Source organism: Paenibacillus sp. FSL H3-0457, from assembly GCF_037981725.1.
GTDB lineage: Bacteria > Bacillota > Bacilli > Paenibacillales > Paenibacillaceae > Paenibacillus > Paenibacillus amylolyticus.
Genome location: NZ_CP150283.1, coordinates 5691518 through 5709620 on the forward strand (window position 1 = coordinate 5691518; position 18103 = coordinate 5709620).

The window sequence follows — 18103 nt, forward strand, 5'->3', positions numbered from 1 at the left end:
TTCATGTGATTCATTATTTCAGTGCTTCTACAATCGTCTCAACATTGTGGCGAATCATACCGATGTATGTGCCTTCTTCCGTTCCCTCAGCCCCCATGGCATCCGAGAACAGTTCTCCGCCAATGCTGACCGTATGTCCTTTTTGAGCTGCTCCGGCAATGATGGCTTCCATCGCTTTTGCAGGCACACTCGATTCAACAAATACTGCTTTGATATGGTTATCTACGAGATAATCCCGCAGTTCGCTAACATCTTTTGCTCCGTATTCGGCTGCTGTACTGATGCCCTGAAGCCCCATCACTTTCATGCCATATGCCTGACCGAAATATCCAAATGCATCATGCGCCGTAACCAATACCCGGCTTGCTTCCGGAATCTCCAGAATCTTCTCACGCACCTCGGCATCCAGTACTTCGAGCTTCGCCAGATACGCCTCTGCCTGAGCCTTGTACTCTTCAGCATGGTCCGGGTCCGCCTCCACGAGCGTATCGCGTACGGCTTCTGTCGCATGCATCCAGTGGCTGACGTTAAACCAGACGTGTGGATCATATTCGGTGCCGCCTGTATCTTTGCCTGAGTGTAACTCCTCGACTGGAATAGTCTCTGTAACAGCAGTAACCAGCTTGCTTGAGGACATTTTCTCCAAAATGTCTGTCATTTTGCCTTCAAGATGCAGTCCATTATAGAAAATGACTTTTGCTTGTTCCAGCTTGCGAATATCACCTTGGGATGCCTTGTACAAGTGTGGATCAACTCCCGGGCCCATTAGCCCGGTAACGTCAACATATGCCCCGCCTACCTCACGTGCTACGTCAGCGATCATTCCCGTTGTAGCTGTTACTTGCAGCTTGCCACCACTGCTTGTCTCTGCATCACTGGAACATGCCGTAAGTATAACAACCAGAACCAGAGCCGCTAGCGTGATGAACCCCCTCTGAATACTCCTCATTTTCACCATTAACAATTCAACCGTCCCCTTTCCCTCTCCTAAAATACTTGTCTACATCTAATTTTGTTGTACAAGGTATTAAGTTTTAATCAAGACTAATAATGTTGTACAAGGTATTAAGTTTTAATCAAGACTAATAATGTTTCCCTTGTGCAAATTTTATCCGAAGCCAAAAAAAAAGGCAAGGGATTATTTCCCCTGCCTGTCCAAATTCATATGTTGTTCACTTCATTAACCTGTTAGATGTGATGTAAAAGCGCTACATCTGCCTCGTTTCTTTTACATTACTCTTTGTCTTTCCCTTCGTCTTTCTTACCTTTTGGCGTTCCATCGAGACCATACACTTCATCATATGCATCGAAGATTTTCCGTGCTATTGGTGAAGCACTGACTGACCCGAATCCACCTTCAGGTACAACAACGGCGACAGCAAGCTTCGGATTATCTCGTGGTGCAAAGGCAATAAATACACCATTCTCTTTTTTGTTCGGTCCGGTTCCCTGCTCTGATGTTCCTGTTTTCCGAGCATAATCGTAAGGGAAACCGTCAAATGCACTTACTTTGGTAACCATTCCTTTGTGCACTTCATTCCAGTGCGCATCGGCAAAATCAACTTCATTAAGCACCTTAGGTTTGATCTCTTTCACCACATTGCCGTCCGCGTCACGTATTTCCTTCACCAGATGTGGTTCCATCCGCTTGCCCTTATTGGCAAGCATGGTGGTATATTGTGCGAGTTGCATCGTAGTGTACTTGGCTTGTTGCCCAAATGAGGCAAATGCCAAACGTGTTAGAGCTGATTCGTCTTTATTAGTATATTCTAGCCTACCCAGAAATTCGTTAGGCAGATCTACACCAGTGGACACACCCAAGCCAAATTCCTTCATGTGTTTGTCCCAGATATCAATTCCTTCCGAGCCATATTTGCTTAACAAACGTTTACCTACCATATCGATCATAAACGCATTGGAGGATTTCTCGATCGCTCTTCTCGCCGTGATAGAACCATTATACGCAGAATGTGAGTTCTTCACTTGTCGTCCGTCTTTCCCCAAGATAGCATATCCCTGATCGTGATAAGTCTGTCCTGCTGTAAATAATCCCTCTTTCAATCCAATCAGCACACTTAGCGGCTTGATTACTGATCCAAGAAGTATAACGGATTCCGCGCGACTAGGCTTGGCATCATTCGGTGGGAACGACTCGGTGGTTCCATTACGGAACACATATTTGATTTTGTCATAATCCCAATCGTTCGGATCATAATCCGGCATACTCGCCATAGCCACCACATTCCCCGTATCCACTTCCATGGCTACTGCGTATCCGGTAATTGCCTTAGGGAGTCTGCGCAATTCGTCCGTTATTGCTTCTTGTGCGGCCATCTGAATTTCCTTGTTAATGGTGGAGACCAGACTGTAGCCTTTCTCCGGTGGTGTTTGTAACATCGTCCCATCTGGCAGATTACGTGCGTCAATATCAATGGACTGATATCCGCTTCGTCCACGGAGTTCTTCCTGGTATTGAAGCTCCAGCCCATCGAAGCCAACCTTTTCTTCTTCATGGTACACAAGACCAGGATCACGCTGGGTACTTGCCCCCTCACGGATGGCCTTATATTTGGCAATGGAATCTGGTGCTCGCTTGAACTCTCTTGTGTAACCCACAACCTGAACGGCTACACCATCCGGGTCATATTTTCTTATGTTTTCTTCCAGCACCATAACGCCCGGATAATCTGCTTTTTTCTCCATGAAAAAAGCAATTTCTTTGGTCGATAGATCCGATTTCACAAGCCTCGGCACATACCCAAACGTTTTCTGGTAATCCAGATCCAATCGTTTGATGATCTCTTCCCCGTCCGGCTGCTCTTTGTCCCCTGGATTAAACTGCTTAAACACAGCCGCCAGATCATGAGCCAGTTCCTCTGCTTCCTGTCTACGTTCATCATTCCGATAATCCTCATATAACAGCACATACAGGGACTGTACAGGTTCGGAATAAGCCAGCGCGACTTCCCCAGTCGCATCATAGATGGGACCACGAACAGGTGCGAGTGGAATGTCTTTGGTATTACGACTCGTTTCCATATACGTCAGTTCAGGACCCTCCACAAATTGCACAAAGGCTAATCTGAAAATAAGGATACTGAATATGACAAATGCCGCGAAAAAAAACAGATTCAGCCTTGCGGTGGAAGGCTTGTTGACGGGTGTATCTTCCTCAGTCATGGGTTTCTTCCTCAATCGGTTAAACATGTTATAAGCCTCTCCCGTTCCTTTATAAAAATAAAATATTTAATCCGTCTTGTGAACGTGTTCAATCCTATATTTAATCCTTTCTCAACCAAGTCTACCAAAGGTTAGCTGTCACGTCTTTCAATATTTGGTTACATTTTCGTAAACAGAACCGTTACACTACCTAATCTACCGATTTTAATGTAAACACTGACATATCAACGTTATCCCGTTCCCCAGATCGCGTTTACCCTTCCTTTATATAAACGTGGTACAGCTCATATGGTTACATATTAATGCAACTAATTAGTTCACTCTTACGATCCATTCTCCACGTAAAAACAAAAAAGAGGACCCACGAAGAGTCCCCTCTGTAACCAATGCCTCACATTACTGTGTGCCTGATTCCGAATCTGAATCTTTATTTTTGTCCTTTTTCGGTACACCGTCGAGACCGAATTCCTCGTCATAGGCATCGAAGATCGCACGTGCAACCGGAGCCGCACTGCTCGATCCAAAGCCCCCTTCGGGGATAACCACAGCGACAGCAAGCTTTGGATTATTACGTGGTGCATAGGCGATAAATACACCGTTATCCACCAGTTTACCGCCTACTACCTGTGTCGATGTTCCTGTTTTTCTAGCAAAGTCATAAGGGAATCCGCTAAATGCAGATACCTCGGTTGCCATGCCTCGTTGTACTTCATTCCAGTAGGCATCGTTAAACTCCACCGTGCTGAGTACCTTCGGTTTTACTTTCTCGACCACGTTGCCTTCCGAATCCCGGAACTCTCTAACCAATTGTGGCTCCATCCGCTTTCCTTTGTTCGCCAGCATTGTCGTGTACTGTGCTAACTGCATGGTTGTGTATTTTCCCTGCTGTCCAAAGGAACCATACACGAGACGAGTCAACGAGCTTTCCGTGTCGTTCATGTAATCCCGTATGCCCAGGAATTCATTCGGCAGATCAACCCCTGTAGATACCCCAAGGCCGAACTGCTTCATGTATTCATCCCATTTGTCAATTCCGGTCGCGCCGTATTTTGAGTACATCTTCTTCCCAATCTCATCAATCATGAATACGTTCGAGGAATGACGAATCGCATCACGAGGATACATTGCACCGTACACATGCCCTGATGAGTTCTGCACTCTGCGATTGTCCCCACCAAAGGTCGTTGAACCTCTATCCGAATAAACCGTATTGGTAGTGAAGAAACCTTCTTTTAAACCAATCAAGACACTAAGCGGTTTGATGGTGGAACCGAGTAGCACGATCGATTCAGCTCGCTTTTTAGAGTCATCCGGAGGGAATGAACGAATCGTACCATTTTGATACACATATTTGATATCATCATACTGATCATTTGTGATACTGCCTGTTCTCCAGATGTTGGTATCATAATCTGGCATACTAGCAGCAGATACGATTTTCCCCGTATCCACTTCCATCGCAACTGCAAATCCGGTCTTGGCATTTGGATGTAATCGACCGGAAACCTGATTCCGATGAAGCCAACTCAACTGATCCAGAATGGCCTGTTCTGTTTTTACCTGAACGTTCTTGTTAATGCTGGAAATCAGGTCGTACCCTTTCTGCGGAGGGGTAGAACCTGCTACACCTTCAGGCAAATTACGCAAATCAACATCAACGGATGTATATCCGCTTTTGCCGCGGAGAGCATCCTGATACTGCAGTTCCAGTCCATCAAAGCCTACAAATTCATTCTCTGTATACACCAGGCCCGGATCCGTTTGCGTTTTATTGGCCTCATCCACCTCTTTGTATTTGTTCAAGGACTTCGAACTTCTGAACTTCTTCAGATAACCGATGGTCTGAACCGCTACCGTATCCGGATCGTAGAATCGCACACTCTCCTCGACGATCTGAATACCTTTGAACTCGTCCTTGTGCTGTAGGAAATAAGCAACTTCTTCCTCGGACAGATCACTCTTGATCAGACGTGGCATAAAACCGTTCGCTTTGCGGGAGTTCAAGTCCATCTCTTCAATAATTTTCTCCACCGTAAGTGGCTCTGAGTCCTTCAGCTTGTACTGTTCAAACACATCATGCAACCGGGTTGCAATATCCTGCACTTCCCCTATGTTAGGACTCGGTTTCCCATCAACATCCCCATAGTTTTTATACAGTGTCAGGTAGAGAGACTGAATGGGCTTGGAGTAAGCCAACTTCACCTCACCTGTAGAATCATAGATCGTGCCTCTCACAGGAGGAAGTGGTACATCCTTGGTAATGTTACTTGCTTCTTCCTGGCTAAGTTCAGGCCCTTCCACGAATTGCAAAAAGGCCAAGCGTACAATAATAACGCTAAAAATAACAAAGGAAGCGAAGAAAAATACGTTCATTCGGTAACTGAAGCGCCGTTTGTCCGTAAGTTCATCCTTCTCATTGGAATGTTTTTTCATCCATCCTACCTCTTTCATGACTTGATGCATACCGCTCAAACTGATTCTCCGCGGCATGATAACCTGGCAACGTCGTCATATTCCGGACCCATGTCCGTTGTATTGCTAAGCTGATTGATCCTTTAGATGGGTGTCGGCAAAATTCGGAGGATTAAACCAGTCTCCACTGATCGCCCATGTCGGGTCAAGCGGAACCCAGCTCTCGGAATCACTCAAATACACCTCATTCCACGCATGCGGACCATACCCTCCCTGGCCGTTATAACCAAGTCCTGTAACAACTTTGACTTCAAGTCCTTGTGAACGGGCCATCACGGCGTAAAGACGGGCATAATCAATACATACGCCTTTGCGTGTATCAAATGTATTCTGTGGATTTTGTTCATGCCATATGCCCTTTTGCTCATAGTCATCCACTTTACCATAGTCATACTGAATACGTGAACCTACCCAGTCGTATAGCGCTCTTGCCTTGGCTTCATCTGTCGATTGGCCTTTGACAATCTCACTCGCTGCAGATTCAATGTCCGTCGGAATATTGTGGTCGATAACTTCATATTTGCGTTGCAGGATGCCGCCCAGTTCCTTCTGCACAGCCTGCGTAAATACGGGTAGCTTGTCCTTGATAAACGTGCCAGACAACGGTTCGATAACCGATTTGGCCCCTTGCATATAGATCGGAGATGCTTCCACATATCGGCTGAACATGCTCCCAGGGTAAAGACTGACAATCATGAACAACACCGCAATGACAATCATTCCGCGGACGGAGCCTATGATCGTGCCAATGAATGCACCCGTCAACCGACTAAACATACCTTTAGGCGCACTTTCCTCGGCTGACCTCTGCCTGCTGCTAAAAATAAATGAAGAGAGAAACCCGAGAATCAGTCGGATGAGTCCATAGCTAAGTACAAATAATACAGCGAACCGCATCAGCGGAAAATCTGCAATCGCCGTAACCAACGTATAATACATCTGTTCCCATCGGTTCAACTCACGATTAGGCATGGCTGAAGCATACTCAGACAGCCACTGCTGTACATATGGCGCAAGCCACAACGTTAAACCGATCGACAACAGAATACCAATGACCGCCATAATGCCATCCATCAGGAACCCAAAGAGTCTGCCTGCTGAACGCGAAGCCCCTCTGGACCAACCCTGCAATAATGAAGCAGCCACAATCAGCAACAGCATAATCGTGATGCCATTCAATTCCTTCAGGCTGTCCAGCCAATTCTGCAGCACGTACCGATTCCCCCTTTACTACGATGCTGGTGCTGTTTTGTTCTCCTGTGCCTGTTCGACAAACGTACGTATAGTTTCATTGTCGAGTTTCCATTCGCCAAGTGAAATTCCGCGGAAGGTCACATCAACTTTATCCGATTGAGTTCTGCCCTTAATCTCCACATTGGGACTTGTGATGGTGAACGCTCCATCCTGTCCTTTGACGTATTTCGCTTTGGAAGCCTCCTTCAGCATCATGCTGGTTGCTTCCTTCTTCAATGTGTCCATCGTGCTGGATTGTACGTCTGTCACTGTCTGTTTGATCTGATCGATGGAGATGCCGCTGTATATCAGTAGAGCCGCAATAATGATGATGGCAATCGCCCATTTCAATACGGTTTTGACCACATTCAGAACAAAGAACAATATGATCAATGCGACCACGATCACCAGCCAGTTCTGCATCACAAACTCTTTGATTACTTCTATGTTCATGACTACACCTTCCGTATTAGAATTCATTCGTAACACTCCCGAATATTATACATGATTTCCGAAGCTGCTGTCAGCTAAGCCCTCTCCCTTAAAAATAAACGGTCTAAGTTCGTCCCGCCGGGCGTACAAGTAGTACCATGAGGTTCTGCCGGGCGAACGGGGAACACGTTCAAGACCTGTAGTTTGAACATGCATCGCTTAACAAGGAGGGGCTTATGTGAAAACGGCCATCTGGCTATACCTGTTTTTGTTCCTTGCCGTATTTGATTTGCACGCCCAGTATCCCATTCTAACCCCTTTTGCCATCTCGCTGGGAGCCGCCCCTACTTTCATTGGCTGGATGATGGGCATCTATTCCTTAACACATCTTCCTGGCAATCTGATTGCTGGAACACAAATCGATAAACATGGCAGTCGCCGCTACATTGTATTCAGTCTGCTCGGTGCAGGATTCATCCTGCTCCTGCAAGCCTATGTCCAGACACCATGGCAACTGCTCGCGCTGCGTTCCATCAGCGGTTTTGTACTGGCCTTCCTGTCTCCTGCATGTCTCGCTCTGCTTGCACAGTTATCCAGCGATCCGGTGAAACAGGGGAAGTATATGTCTGGTCACGGGGTAGTGCATACCCTCGCGTCTGTCGTATCACCAGCAGCCGGTGCGATCATTGTGGGTTCCATGGGATTTTCTGCTACATTCTCAGGATTGGGCTATCTGCTTATTCTCACAGGTGTCATTGCTTTCATGACCATGCCTCGTGGTATCGTCAAACAGCATGAGAAAGTAACGGTACCTGCTAAACCTGACGCTTCACCAGCAGATGCCACAAGTGCATTCCTGCCGGTGTCCTGGCGATACTTTGCCTTGCCTCTGGTGATTGCCTGTGCCCAAGGGATTCTCTTCTTCGAATTACCCCTGCGGGGCGGAGGACAATCGTCCATCATGTCTACCGGACTGCTGTTCTCTATAATCAGTATTGGGGCACTCTTCACACTCAGCATGTTATTCCTCAACCGGTATTCCCCCAAGCTGCGTCTGGTTGCGGGCGTGCTGTTAATGTCCTTGTGTTTTTTTGTGATGGCAGCCATTCCGCGAGTTCCGTTGTCTACTGTATTATTTGTACTTGGGATGTCCAAAGGCATCATCTTTCCAGCTATGGCAACCCTATTTATCCGTCTGAGCGGAGGAAGCAAGTTGGGCCGCATTTTCTCGTTGCAATCCATTGCCACCTCCATCGGCTCTTTCATCGGCCCCATCACAGCCGGGCAACTTCGTGTCGGGTTATCACCCTATTTCATCGCGTTTCTTTTGTTAATGATTGGTATGCTACTGCTTCCATACTATACATCCAGACGCGAAGCTTCCCTGTCCGATCCGAAAAGTATATTAAATTAGGCTGGTCTGTATTTTCATTAGCTTTGCATCATTCCCCCATTTACAGCTAAACTATATAAAATGGACTAACGTTTTACACGTTAATAAAAGCTAACTGGGAAATCTACCTTTTACAATCACCGAAGGTTTTATCTTATTGAAGATCATTAAGGTTGAACAATTAGCCAAAAGTAGTGAAGGGGACGGAATCGATTTTGAAGAAGCGGTAGCGTTCGCCTTTGTCTCCAAATATTAACTTAATAAAAGCAAATCAGAAATATATGGAGACAACAGCGATCGGAAGAACGATCCGTAACCGGAACGGCCACTAAAGCTATTACTGACCTAATGATGCATTTATGAAATAAGACCTCAAACTTGATGTGTTGTTCTATCCAGTTAGCAGTCGTGTAAAGAAAGGAGTCCATTTTATATAATCAGTCGATTTTCGCTGCAACATTTCCCGGGGAATGTCGACATAAGCTCTCGAACAAGAGGTGAATATCATGCCTATTCATGTCATTGTGGAAGGTAAGAATGACCGAAGCAAACTGAAACGTCTGGTTGGACCCGAAATCAACATTCTATGTACGTTTGGAACACTTAATTCCCTCAAGTTGGAGACCCTGCGCAAGCAAGTCGGTTACGATGAAGTCTTTTTATTTATGGATAATGACAGTTCCGGCAAAAAAATTAGAGGTGTACTTCGGGATGCTTTCCCGGATGCAGTACAGATGTATACACGACGAGGATATGCGGGTGTGGAAGGAACACCTGATGAGTATATCATTGCCCAGCTGGAGAAAGCCGGGTTAGAGACATACATCCAATACCCTGAACATCCTTCCTATTAAAATGAAATACCAAAAGGCTGCCTTTGGGTTGATATCCAACCAGAAGGCAGCCTTTACAATATGAGTATCATGTTATTCGTTGATCAGATTGCGAATATCCTCGGCAATGACAGCTGGCACAACGTCCTCTGTATTAAATGCGTTATATACCTTGCGCAGCTGGTTGTTCTCATCCACCAATCCAATCATATTCATATGGGCAAAATCGTCCTTACTCTCCCCATCGATCAGGATCTGAAATGATTCCCTGGCCAACTGTTTGGTTTTGTCCATATCCCCTCGCAAGAAGTACCATCCGGAATAATCCGCGTGGAAGCGGTCCGCAAACGTCTTAATCTTCTCTCTTGTATCGACTTTCGGGTCGAATGAAATAGATACAAATGAGACATCTTTACCAAAGGTATCGTCCTCTTTCAACAGATCCTGCACCTGGGATAACGTAAAGGTCGTAATAGGGCAGACATCCGGACAACTGGTGAAATAAAAGTAGAACAAGCGGACTTTCCCTTGCGTATCCTCCAGCGATACTGTACTGCCATCTACATTTTCCATGGAAAAGGATTGGATTTCACGAATCTCGGGTAATTTTTCCTTACTGGCAAATACGGTGCCCCACATCAGATACACAGCCATAATCAGTGCGAGCCCGAGCAGCATCCATGTCCATTTATACTTTTTCAGCATCTTCCTCGTCCCTTCTGTATTTCCTCTTATGAATACGCATACATATGTGAATCCAAAATCACGTTTGTTTCGCTTTATCCATCTACTGTGACATATGTATTCAAAGAAACCTACTTTTTATAAGATTCTATATTATTGTAACGGTTTAAAGGAACAATGCCCATAAATTATTTTAGCATTGTATATCATTCGAATAGTATCGTACGTTCTCTGGCGATTTTCTCACTGTATCCGATATAAAGTTTATCATAGGAAATGCCAAAATAGTTTGACAAACTACGTACATTTATTGGGTATGGAACAGAAAATTGTAATAAATTTGAAATTAGGGATGTTTTGCATCCTGACAAACGGATATTATACACTATATATGGGTATCACCTAGATAGAGAAGTAATATGCCTTAGAACGATATACCAAACAAAGGAGACGTTTATGGATACCTCTACACATTTTGTCATGGGGATTGGTCTAGCTGGTCTGGCTTATGTCGATCCTGTCGTCGCGGCGAGTCCCATGCTTGCAGCTGCGGTAATGGTTGGCACGATCGCCGGTTCCCAGGCCCCTGACATCGATACTGCGTTGCGTCTCAAAAGCAATTCGCTTTACATTCGTAATCATCGGGGCTTGTCACACTCTCTGCCATTTCTCCTGTTATGGGTTTTGCTCATCACCGGCGTCATTGCACTGATATTCCCTGGTGTCCCTATTGGACACGTTGCCACCTGGACCGCTGTGGCAGTAGGCTTTCACGTATTCACCGATCTGTTCAACACCTATGGAACCCAAGCCGCTCGGCCTTTTACGGAACGCTGGATCGCCTGGAACATCATTCATATTTTTGATCCGTTTCTATTCACTACACATGTCATAGCTATCCTGTTATGGGCCTTTGATCTGATCGCCCCTGCACCACTCTTCGTTACGTTGTATAGTTTGACCGGTTTATATTATATATGGCGAACGATTGCTCGTGCACAAACGGTCAGAAAAGTCAGACGTCTCGACAACAGCCCAGAGCAGGCAAGATACATCGTCATTCCAACGATATCCTGGAACCGCTGGCATGTGGTCAAACGAGTTGAGGACGGCAGTTATGTGATCGGTAAAATGGATGGTTCTAATCTGGTATGGAGTCTGCACGCTTCGTCTTCTACTCATGCGGCCGTTGCTGCTTCACGCAAATCACCGGAAGTCAGTGCCTTCCTCTATTTCACCTCCTATGCGGTGGCAGAGGTTGAAGAACTGCCTGCCGGTTACAAGGTCCGTTGGGCAGATGTACGTTATCGACACCGGAAACAATATCCATTTGTCGCTGTGATTGTGATGGATCGGAATTTTGAAACTATTGATACGTATGTAGGCTGGTTAAGCGATGAGAAAATGGATAAAAAACTTTTATCTGCACGCCCTTGACGAAGTGAGCATGGCAAGGCACAATCAGACATAGGAACTGATACGCGAGAAAGCCCGGAGCGTTTCCGCTCCGGGCTTTCCGTTTATCCTGTTTTGTTGCTGTTGGTTAAAATAAATTATTTGCCAGACCCAGCCAGAGACTGCTCAGCGATTTGTACCAGACGTTTGGTGATATATCCACCCAAAGATCCTGTTTCACGGGAAGTGTAGTTACCATAGTAACCGTCTTGTGGGATAGTTACACCCAGTTCCTGTGCAGCCTCGATTTTCAATTGTTGCAGTGCTGAATTTGCCTGAGGTACCACCAAGTTGTTAGAACGAGATCCTTGAGCCATATTTATAATCTCCCTTCAATCTGTGTCTGTAATGTAATTGCAAGCTTGCAAGATTATTATGGCTCGTAGGCTACAGGTTATACGGAGTTTTACTAAATTTGTAGATGGAGGTTTTTCCCAATGAGTAAAGGCTTGTCTTTATGGTTCGCATTCTCTTCGATTATCTTGTTAACGGTTTCAGCAATTATGATCTCCTACTCCGGTTGGTTTGCTGCACTACTGTTTGTCCTGTCCATTGCCAACATTGGCTGGGGATTTGTGATTCGCGCCAAAAAAGAACGTCAGGAAGTTCGCTCGGCTGCTTCAGAGCCCACTTCTTGAGCAGGTCATTTGATAGTTCAATAATGAACGCATGAATAAAGAGGAGTCCTTCAATAGGGCTCCTCTTTATTTGTGTTAACTATTCATTGCATGAAATGAAGATCTTTGTTCACGACTACTGTTTACGTCTCGGAACAAATCCCATACGTTCTTTCACTGCATCCAACGTTTGAGCAGCAACTTCTTCTGCACGACGGGCTGACGTATCCAGAACATCCGCCAATTCGCCAGACTCACGAATCTCATTATATCGTTGTTGCAGCGGTTCAATCACAGATACAACCACTTCAGCCAGTTCCTTTTTGAACGGACCATACATCTTGCCTTCATAACGCTCAGCTACTTCCTTAAGTGTTATACCTGCACATTCAGCATAAATACTCATCAGATTGCTGACTTCCGGTTTGTTTGCCGGATCATATACGACTTCACGTCCCGAATCTGTAGTGGCACGGCTGATTTTTTTGCGAATCACATCCGGCGGATCCAGCAGGGCAATATAGCTGCCAGCGTTAGGGTTACTTTTGCTCATTTTCGAAGAGGCATCATCAAGTGACATTACCCGTGCACCCACCTGCGGAATATACGGATCTGGAATGGTGAAGTACTCCCCATAACGGTGGTTAAAACGTCCTGCCAGATCACGTGTCAGTTCCAGATGCTGCTTCTGGTCCTCACCTACTGGTACAAGGTCAGCATTGTATAACAAAATATCAGCCGCCATTAATGATGGATACACAAACAGTCCGGCACCAACGGAATCTTTACCGGATGATTTATCCTTAAACTGAGTCATGCGTTCAAGCTCACCCATGGAGGTCAGCGTTGTCATCAACCAGCCCAATTCCGCGTGCTGCGGTACATGGGATTGCAGAAATACGTTAGATTTCGACGGATCAATACCTGCTGCAATAAACAGTGCGGCTACCGCTTCAGACTGTTCACGCAATGCTGCTGGCTCCTGAGCCACGGTGATGGCGTGAAGATCAACCACCATGAAATGACATTGATAGTCATGCTGGAGTTTTACAAAATTTTTGATTGCACCAATATAGTTGCCCAATGTGAGCTTACCGCTTGGCTGAATACCTGAAAGTACTGTTTTCATTACACATAACGCCTCCCTGATTGTATATAAAAAACTCCTGCCATTCTCTGCGAACGCAAAAAGGCCCCACATCCGCAAGGGACGTGAGACCGTGGTGCCACCCTTATTCGCTTTTCTTCGATTGCTCCTGACCCTGAAATCAAGTCAAGCTGAAGAAATGCCTTCATTGTTCCGTAACGTGGATTATACGGCAGACTCTAGTGGGGCAAGCCCATCTCTGGCTTAACCTGTTCAAACCTACACTCAAGGGTCCATTCGGTAAAGAGCTCACACCGGTTCACATCAACCACCGGCTTTCTGGAGAGGATTCTCTTGGCCTACTTATCCCTGTCATCGATTTCATGTCATTTAATTCTAATAAATGCTTTCAGAGTTCCATCTTAATGCGCACAGGCGTGAATGTCAAAATGAGTTGAACTTTTTTACCCGAGACATCAAAATCTGTTATGATGGAATTGCTTATCCTGTTGCCTGCTTCACACGAAATAGCGCAGGAAATAGCTGGCATGTACACAACGACACGCCTGCAGCAGTAGCTTCATCACAACTGCTTGCAGACAGATTTCAAGTGGGAAAAGGAGCATCGATATGAAACAAGTGACCAAAGGCCAATGGAATGGTTACGACACGTATATCCTACATAGCCGTGAATTGGAAATAATATTATTTCTATTCGCGATTTAGTGCAGGACAGAGATGTCGTCCGCCGTCCGGATGAAGACGATCTTGCCTTTTATCTGCAGAAGCCGTACCATTTTGGCGTTCCTCTCCTGATTCCACCAGGGCGCATTCATCGTGGACAATTCGAATATGAAGGCGTTCGTTACCAGTTTGATCAGAACACGGCGAATGACAACCATATTCACGGTCTCCACCGTACCCAATCCTGGTGTGTCAGTGACATTGAGGAAGATGAAGACGGCTGTGCAATTACGACTGAATTACTGACCGAAAATGAAGAGCATTGGATGGCCCAATTCCCGATTCCCCTAAAACTTGAGATGACGTTCAGTCTGCAAAACGCTGTATTTAGCCAGCGTCTGCGAGTCACCAATCTGAGCTCAACACCTGCTCCTTTTGGGATGGGATATCATACATGGTTTTTGTTAGACGGCAAACCTGCCGACTGGACACTGCAACTGCCTGTTTCCGGAATATACGGACAGAATGAAGAACAACTACCGACAGGTGAACTGGAATCCCTGGGTGAATGGTCTGCTCTGAACGAAGGCATCAATTTGCAGGGACGTAACTGGGATACCCTGTTGAAAGCTACCGAAGGTGAACCGGCTACGGCTTACTTACGCAGGCAAGATGGGTATACATTGAAATATTCAGCAGATGAAACATTTTTCAAACATTGGGTTCTCTTCACCAAAGGTGAATCCGATCAGTTCTTGTGCATTGAACCGTACACTTGGCTCCCGGATGCACCTAATTTGGCTTTATCGGATGAACAAACCGGGTTGATTCGCTTGGAACCGGAACAGCCTGTTGAGTTATTTACACGTATTGAGGTTATACCTCCTACAGACTAAGCGAGCTGATCATGCTCTACTTTGCTTTTACGCATATCACCCTATATTTTGATATCCAAATACAACTTGCCGACCCGCATTGGGTCGGCTTTTTTATGTGTCCTGTGCACTGATATTTATCCATATTTTCCCTTACGCCATATCATGTATATTTCCGTATTCTCTAACCATACTAACATCACCAACCCATAAGGAGGTGACACATATGTACGGAAGTCAAAACCAAGGTAGCGGTAGCCGCTCCAACAACCTGGTCGTTCCCCAAGCAACAGCAGCATTGCAACAATTGAAAATTGAAGCTGCTCAAGAGCTGGGTGTAACTATTCCACAAGATGGTTACTACGGTAACTATACTTCCCGTGAGACAGGTTCTCTGGGTGGATACATCACTAAACGTCTGGTGCAAATCGCTGAGCAGCAATTATCGGGTCGTTCGTAAGCTCGTAATTATTGCTTGAGCCTAAGCAGAATCCAAAAGTAAAAGCGGCCTTCTTCAGAAGTGCCGCTTTCTCTTGTGCAACTAATTAGGAGGTCGACTCCATATCTGAATCCTTGTATGTATTGGTTCTAGGGTAACGAATCATCAGGCTCGCCATATTGTAATTAGACTCCATCGTTGCATCTACCAACATCATACCTTGTCTTACTGTGAAGTCGTACGATATTTCGCCATGCGTCCAATTACGTTTGAATTTCAACGTCTCCAGTGCCATTGCCCGGAAAGAAGTTCTCTGGGTTTCGTTTAGCCCCCCTTCCTCCATATCCATCTGCCCATCTCGTCCAGCTATCGGATTATGTCGAATACCGAATTTCCCAATTACGTTGTTTCGTATTTGCACAAAAACTACCCCTGAATCTAACCCTGACAACTCATGATCAAGTTCTTTGAATACCAGATCCAACTGTCTCGCTAATGAAAGCTCATCAATTTTCATATTAACACTCTCCTTATATGCTTATAGTCCTATACATCAAGGACTTACGACTCATTATATGACATCATATGTGCTCATTCAACAAAGAACGGAAAAGTTGGGTATTTCTAACTATGATTTGCACAATTAATTGCCATTCCGATCCCTTAAACTGAGCTTTTTCAATTAATTACGACAAAATCTTCGATAATCAAAAATGAGGATTCTGTACAAAAAAAAGGCTGCAATCCTGTGTCTGTTAACACGGATTTGCAGCCTTTTCATATATATTCAACCTATTCTATTCAACTTATTTTTCGGTTGCTGTCATCTGCAGAAACTGCTCAATATCGGCAATAACCAAGTCCGCAGCATTTTGCCAGAATTCCGGTTGTGTCAGGTCCGTACCCAGATGTTTCTGAGCAAGTTCTTCGACCGTCATACGCCCTGTATCCCGCAACAAATCATCATATTTATCTGCAAATGCTGTACCTTCCTGCTGCGCTCTTGCATAGATTCCCGCACTGAACATATAACCGAACGTGTATGGGAAATTATAGAATGGCACACCTGTCAGATAGAAATGCAGTTTGGATGCCCAGAAATGAGGATGATCTGATGCAAGCACACCGCAGAACGCTTCCTGCTGCGCCTCCACCATTAATTTGGATAATTCATCCGCGTTGACCAAGCCTTTTTTGCGTTGTTCGTAGAAACGATTCTCAAACAGGAACCGGGCATGGATGTTCATAAAGAAAGCCACACTTCGCTGTATCTTGTCTTCCAGCAAAGCCAGCTTCTCTTGCTCATCTGTTGCCGCCTGCACCAGGGCATCTGCTACAATCAGTTCAGCAAATGTGGACGCTGTCTCAGCCACATTCATCGCATAACGTTGATTCAATGCAGGCAACTCTTCCATAATGTGTTGATGATATCCATGCCCAAGTTCATGCGCAAGAGTCGACACATTAGATGGTGTCCCGGAGAAGGTCATGAAAATCCGGGTTGCTTTGCTAAGTGGCAAAGACGTACAGAATCCGCCTGGACGTTTGCCAGGACGGTCTTCTGCTTCGATCCAGCGTTTCTCAAAAGCCATCTCTGCAAACGTGGAAAGTTTAGGACTGAACTTGGCAAACTGTTCAACAATATTGATGGCTGCCTCATCGTAAGTGATTTTGCCACTTGATTTACCTACAGGTGCATCTACGTCGCTCCAGCTGAGCTTGTCTACCCCCAGCAGTTCTGCCTTGCGCTCCAGATATTGAACAAGCGCAGGTTTGGCACCGTTAATCACATCCCACATCGTATCCAGTGTCTGACGTGACATCCGGTTGATGGCCAGAGGTTCTTTGAGGATATCATCCCAGCCACGTTTCTCATATAACTTTAGACGGAATCCCGCGAGGTGATTCAGCGTGTCAGCACAGAAATCTTCGACATCGGTCCAAGCCTGCTCCCAGTTTGCGAATACCGTCTCGCGTACATTCCGATCACTATCGCTCAGCTTGTTGGCAGCCTGTCCTGCGGAGAGCATCACCGTTTCCCCATCTTGCTCAAATGGAATGTTCACCTTGCTGACAATCGTGTTGTAGAATTTGCCCCAACCATGGTAACCATCCACACCCAGATCCAGTGCAAGGCCTTCCAGTTCAGGCGACAGCTTCTCACGAGCCAGCGTGCGACTCTCGTTCAGTACAAATGCCAGCAGCTGAATATCTTCCCGAGCAATCCAAGCGTCCCACACCGAATCCGATGTCTGACTGAGTGTATTATCAAACTTCGATTTGCTGCCGTTCAGCATCGCACCAAGGGAACTGATGGCGCCTTGAAGCTGCGTTGCCTTTTTGTCCTTCTGGTTTTGCGATGAGAGGCAGGATACAAACGCAGATCCTTCCGATATGCGGATATAACAGCTTTGCAGTAGTTCCAAAATCGGATCAAATGCAGCCGTCTCTTCTAATGAAGTCGGTGCATCTGTTTCGTTCAACAGATGTTGCAGTTTACGTACATCCTCTTCCAGTTCAATCAGATACGCAGCAAATGTCTCGGAGGAAGAACCTCCACTAAAAATGGACTCCAGGTCCCATACGGGGTGTAATGGCGTTTTCATTTAATAAGGCACCTCTCTCTATAAATTGGATGGTTAGGATTGAATTAAAAACTGGTTTTCTGTCAGCCATATCTCTATACTAGAGAAATACTTATAGCAACTTTCAGGAGGTA

Annotated in this window: 15 protein-coding genes, 1 pseudogene and 1 other annotated feature; of the genes and pseudogenes, 6 read left to right on the forward strand and 10 right to left on the reverse strand. The window is 45.6% G+C overall.

Annotated features, from left to right (window positions below):
* Positions 1 to 13: 13 nt before the first annotated feature.
* The 5 genes from MHH25_RS25260 to MHH25_RS25280 all read right to left on the reverse strand — a co-directional run bounded on the left by MHH25_RS25260 (position 14) and on the right by MHH25_RS25280 (position 7365).
* Positions 14 to 958, reverse strand: coding sequence for a zinc ABC transporter substrate-binding protein (locus tag MHH25_RS25260; RefSeq protein WP_340020549.1), 945 nt, complete (start codon positions 956 to 958; stop codon positions 14 to 16).
* A 275-nt stretch (positions 959 to 1233) separates the two neighbouring features.
* Complete coding sequence (locus tag MHH25_RS25265; protein WP_340020550.1) at positions 1234 to 3180, reverse strand: penicillin-binding protein 2; 1947 nt, start codon at positions 3178 to 3180, stop codon at positions 1234 to 1236.
* A 396-nt stretch (positions 3181 to 3576) separates the two neighbouring features.
* On the reverse strand, positions 3577 to 5613 hold the full coding sequence (locus tag MHH25_RS25270) for a penicillin-binding transpeptidase domain-containing protein (protein WP_047841307.1): 2037 nt from the start codon (positions 5611 to 5613) through the stop codon (positions 3577 to 3579).
* A 105-nt stretch (positions 5614 to 5718) separates the two neighbouring features.
* Positions 5719 to 6864: a transglutaminase domain-containing protein gene (locus MHH25_RS25275; protein ID WP_211082955.1), complete on the reverse strand. Its 1146-nt coding sequence runs from the start codon at positions 6862 to 6864 to the stop codon at positions 5719 to 5721.
* An 18-nt stretch (positions 6865 to 6882) separates the two neighbouring features.
* Positions 6883 to 7365, reverse strand: a complete 483-nt coding sequence (locus MHH25_RS25280; protein WP_174806458.1) for an ATPase — start codon at positions 7363 to 7365, stop codon at positions 6883 to 6885.
* 190 nt (positions 7366 to 7555) lie between these two features.
* Here MHH25_RS25280 and MHH25_RS25285 point away from each other — a divergent pair, with 190 nt between their 5' ends.
* Positions 7556 to 8731: an MFS transporter gene (locus MHH25_RS25285; protein WP_340018470.1), complete on the forward strand. Its 1176-nt coding sequence runs from the start codon at positions 7556 to 7558 to the stop codon at positions 8729 to 8731.
* Between the two features lie 485 nt (positions 8732 to 9216).
* Complete coding sequence (locus MHH25_RS25290; protein WP_036605733.1) at positions 9217 to 9564, forward strand: toprim domain-containing protein; 348 nt, start codon at positions 9217 to 9219, stop codon at positions 9562 to 9564.
* Positions 9565 to 9636: 72 nt separating this feature from the next.
* On the opposite strand, the gene MHH25_RS25295 is transcribed toward MHH25_RS25290, so the two are convergent.
* On the reverse strand, positions 9637 to 10248 hold the full coding sequence (locus tag MHH25_RS25295; RefSeq protein ID WP_307416169.1) for an SCO family protein: 612 nt from the start codon (positions 10246 to 10248) through the stop codon (positions 9637 to 9639).
* A 435-nt stretch (positions 10249 to 10683) separates the two neighbouring features.
* Between MHH25_RS25295 and MHH25_RS25300 the strand changes: the two genes are divergently transcribed.
* A complete protein-coding gene (locus MHH25_RS25300) occupies positions 10684 to 11664 on the forward strand; it encodes a metal-dependent hydrolase (protein WP_340018471.1) in 981 nt (326 codons plus the stop codon).
* 116 nt (positions 11665 to 11780) lie between these two features.
* Here MHH25_RS25300 and MHH25_RS25305 read toward each other — a convergent pair whose 3' ends face one another.
* Entirely contained in the window at positions 11781 to 11999 is a 219-nt protein-coding gene (locus tag MHH25_RS25305) for an alpha/beta-type small acid-soluble spore protein (protein ID WP_017692386.1), read from the reverse strand.
* 120 nt (positions 12000 to 12119) lie between these two features.
* Here MHH25_RS25305 and MHH25_RS25310 point away from each other — a divergent pair, with 120 nt between their 5' ends.
* On the forward strand, positions 12120 to 12320 hold the full coding sequence (locus tag MHH25_RS25310) for a hypothetical protein (protein WP_017692385.1): 201 nt from the start codon (positions 12120 to 12122) through the stop codon (positions 12318 to 12320).
* A 115-nt stretch (positions 12321 to 12435) separates the two neighbouring features.
* Here the strand turns inward: MHH25_RS25310 and trpS are convergent, their stop codons facing one another.
* Entirely contained in the window at positions 12436 to 13428 is a 993-nt protein-coding gene (trpS, locus tag MHH25_RS25315) for a tryptophan--tRNA ligase (RefSeq protein WP_339185786.1), read from the reverse strand.
* 74 nt (positions 13429 to 13502) lie between these two features.
* Positions 13503 to 13771, reverse strand: a binding site (T-box leader).
* A 245-nt stretch (positions 13772 to 14016) separates the two neighbouring features.
* On the opposite strand from trpS, the pseudogene MHH25_RS25320 reads away from it, so the two are divergent.
* Positions 14017 to 14966 (forward strand): annotated as a pseudogene (locus MHH25_RS25320) (aldose 1-epimerase).
* Between the two features lie 205 nt (positions 14967 to 15171).
* Entirely contained in the window at positions 15172 to 15405 is a 234-nt protein-coding gene (locus MHH25_RS25325; protein WP_047841310.1) for an alpha/beta-type small acid-soluble spore protein, read from the forward strand.
* An 85-nt stretch (positions 15406 to 15490) separates the two neighbouring features.
* Here MHH25_RS25325 and MHH25_RS25330 read toward each other — a convergent pair whose 3' ends face one another.
* The gene (locus MHH25_RS25330; RefSeq protein ID WP_339185784.1) at positions 15491 to 15901 is read right to left on the reverse strand and encodes an O-methyltransferase; all 411 of its coding nucleotides are present in this window, start codon (positions 15899 to 15901) and stop codon (positions 15491 to 15493) included.
* Between the two features lie 289 nt (positions 15902 to 16190).
* On the reverse strand, positions 16191 to 17990 hold the full coding sequence (locus MHH25_RS25335) for a M3 family oligoendopeptidase (protein WP_340018472.1): 1800 nt from the start codon (positions 17988 to 17990) through the stop codon (positions 16191 to 16193).
* Between the last annotated feature and the right edge of the window lie 113 nt (positions 17991 to 18103).

Excerpts from the sequence above, each read along its gene's own strand:
- MHH25_RS25260 (WP_340020549.1), bottom strand. The coding sequence starts at position 958 with ATGGTGAAAATGAGGAGTATTCAGAGGGGGTTCATCACGCTAGCGGCT.
- MHH25_RS25310 (WP_017692385.1), top strand. The coding sequence starts at position 12,120 with ATGAGTAAAGGCTTGTCTTTATGGTTCGCATTCTCTTCGATTATCTTG.
- MHH25_RS25290 (WP_036605733.1), top strand. The coding sequence starts at position 9,217 with ATGCCTATTCATGTCATTGTGGAAGGTAAGAATGACCGAAGCAAACTG.
- MHH25_RS25330 (WP_339185784.1), bottom strand. The coding sequence starts at position 15,901 with ATGAAAATTGATGAGCTTTCATTAGCGAGACAGTTGGATCTGGTATTC.
- MHH25_RS25270 (WP_047841307.1), bottom strand. The coding sequence starts at position 5,613 with ATGAAAAAACATTCCAATGAGAAGGATGAACTTACGGACAAACGGCGC.
- MHH25_RS25280 (WP_174806458.1), bottom strand. The coding sequence starts at position 7,365 with ATGAATTCTAATACGGAAGGTGTAGTCATGAACATAGAAGTAATCAAA.
- MHH25_RS25295 (WP_307416169.1), bottom strand. The coding sequence starts at position 10,248 with ATGCTGAAAAAGTATAAATGGACATGGATGCTGCTCGGGCTCGCACTG.
- MHH25_RS25325 (WP_047841310.1), top strand. The coding sequence starts at position 15,172 with ATGTACGGAAGTCAAAACCAAGGTAGCGGTAGCCGCTCCAACAACCTG.
- MHH25_RS25265 (WP_340020550.1), bottom strand. The coding sequence starts at position 3,180 with ATGACTGAGGAAGATACACCCGTCAACAAGCCTTCCACCGCAAGGCTG.
- MHH25_RS25305 (WP_017692386.1), bottom strand. The coding sequence starts at position 11,999 with ATGGCTCAAGGATCTCGTTCTAACAACTTGGTGGTACCTCAGGCAAAT.
- MHH25_RS25300 (WP_340018471.1), top strand. The coding sequence starts at position 10,684 with ATGGATACCTCTACACATTTTGTCATGGGGATTGGTCTAGCTGGTCTG.
- MHH25_RS25335 (WP_340018472.1), bottom strand. The coding sequence starts at position 17,990 with ATGAAAACGCCATTACACCCCGTATGGGACCTGGAGTCCATTTTTAGT.
- trpS (WP_339185786.1), bottom strand. The coding sequence starts at position 13,428 with ATGAAAACAGTACTTTCAGGTATTCAGCCAAGCGGTAAGCTCACATTG.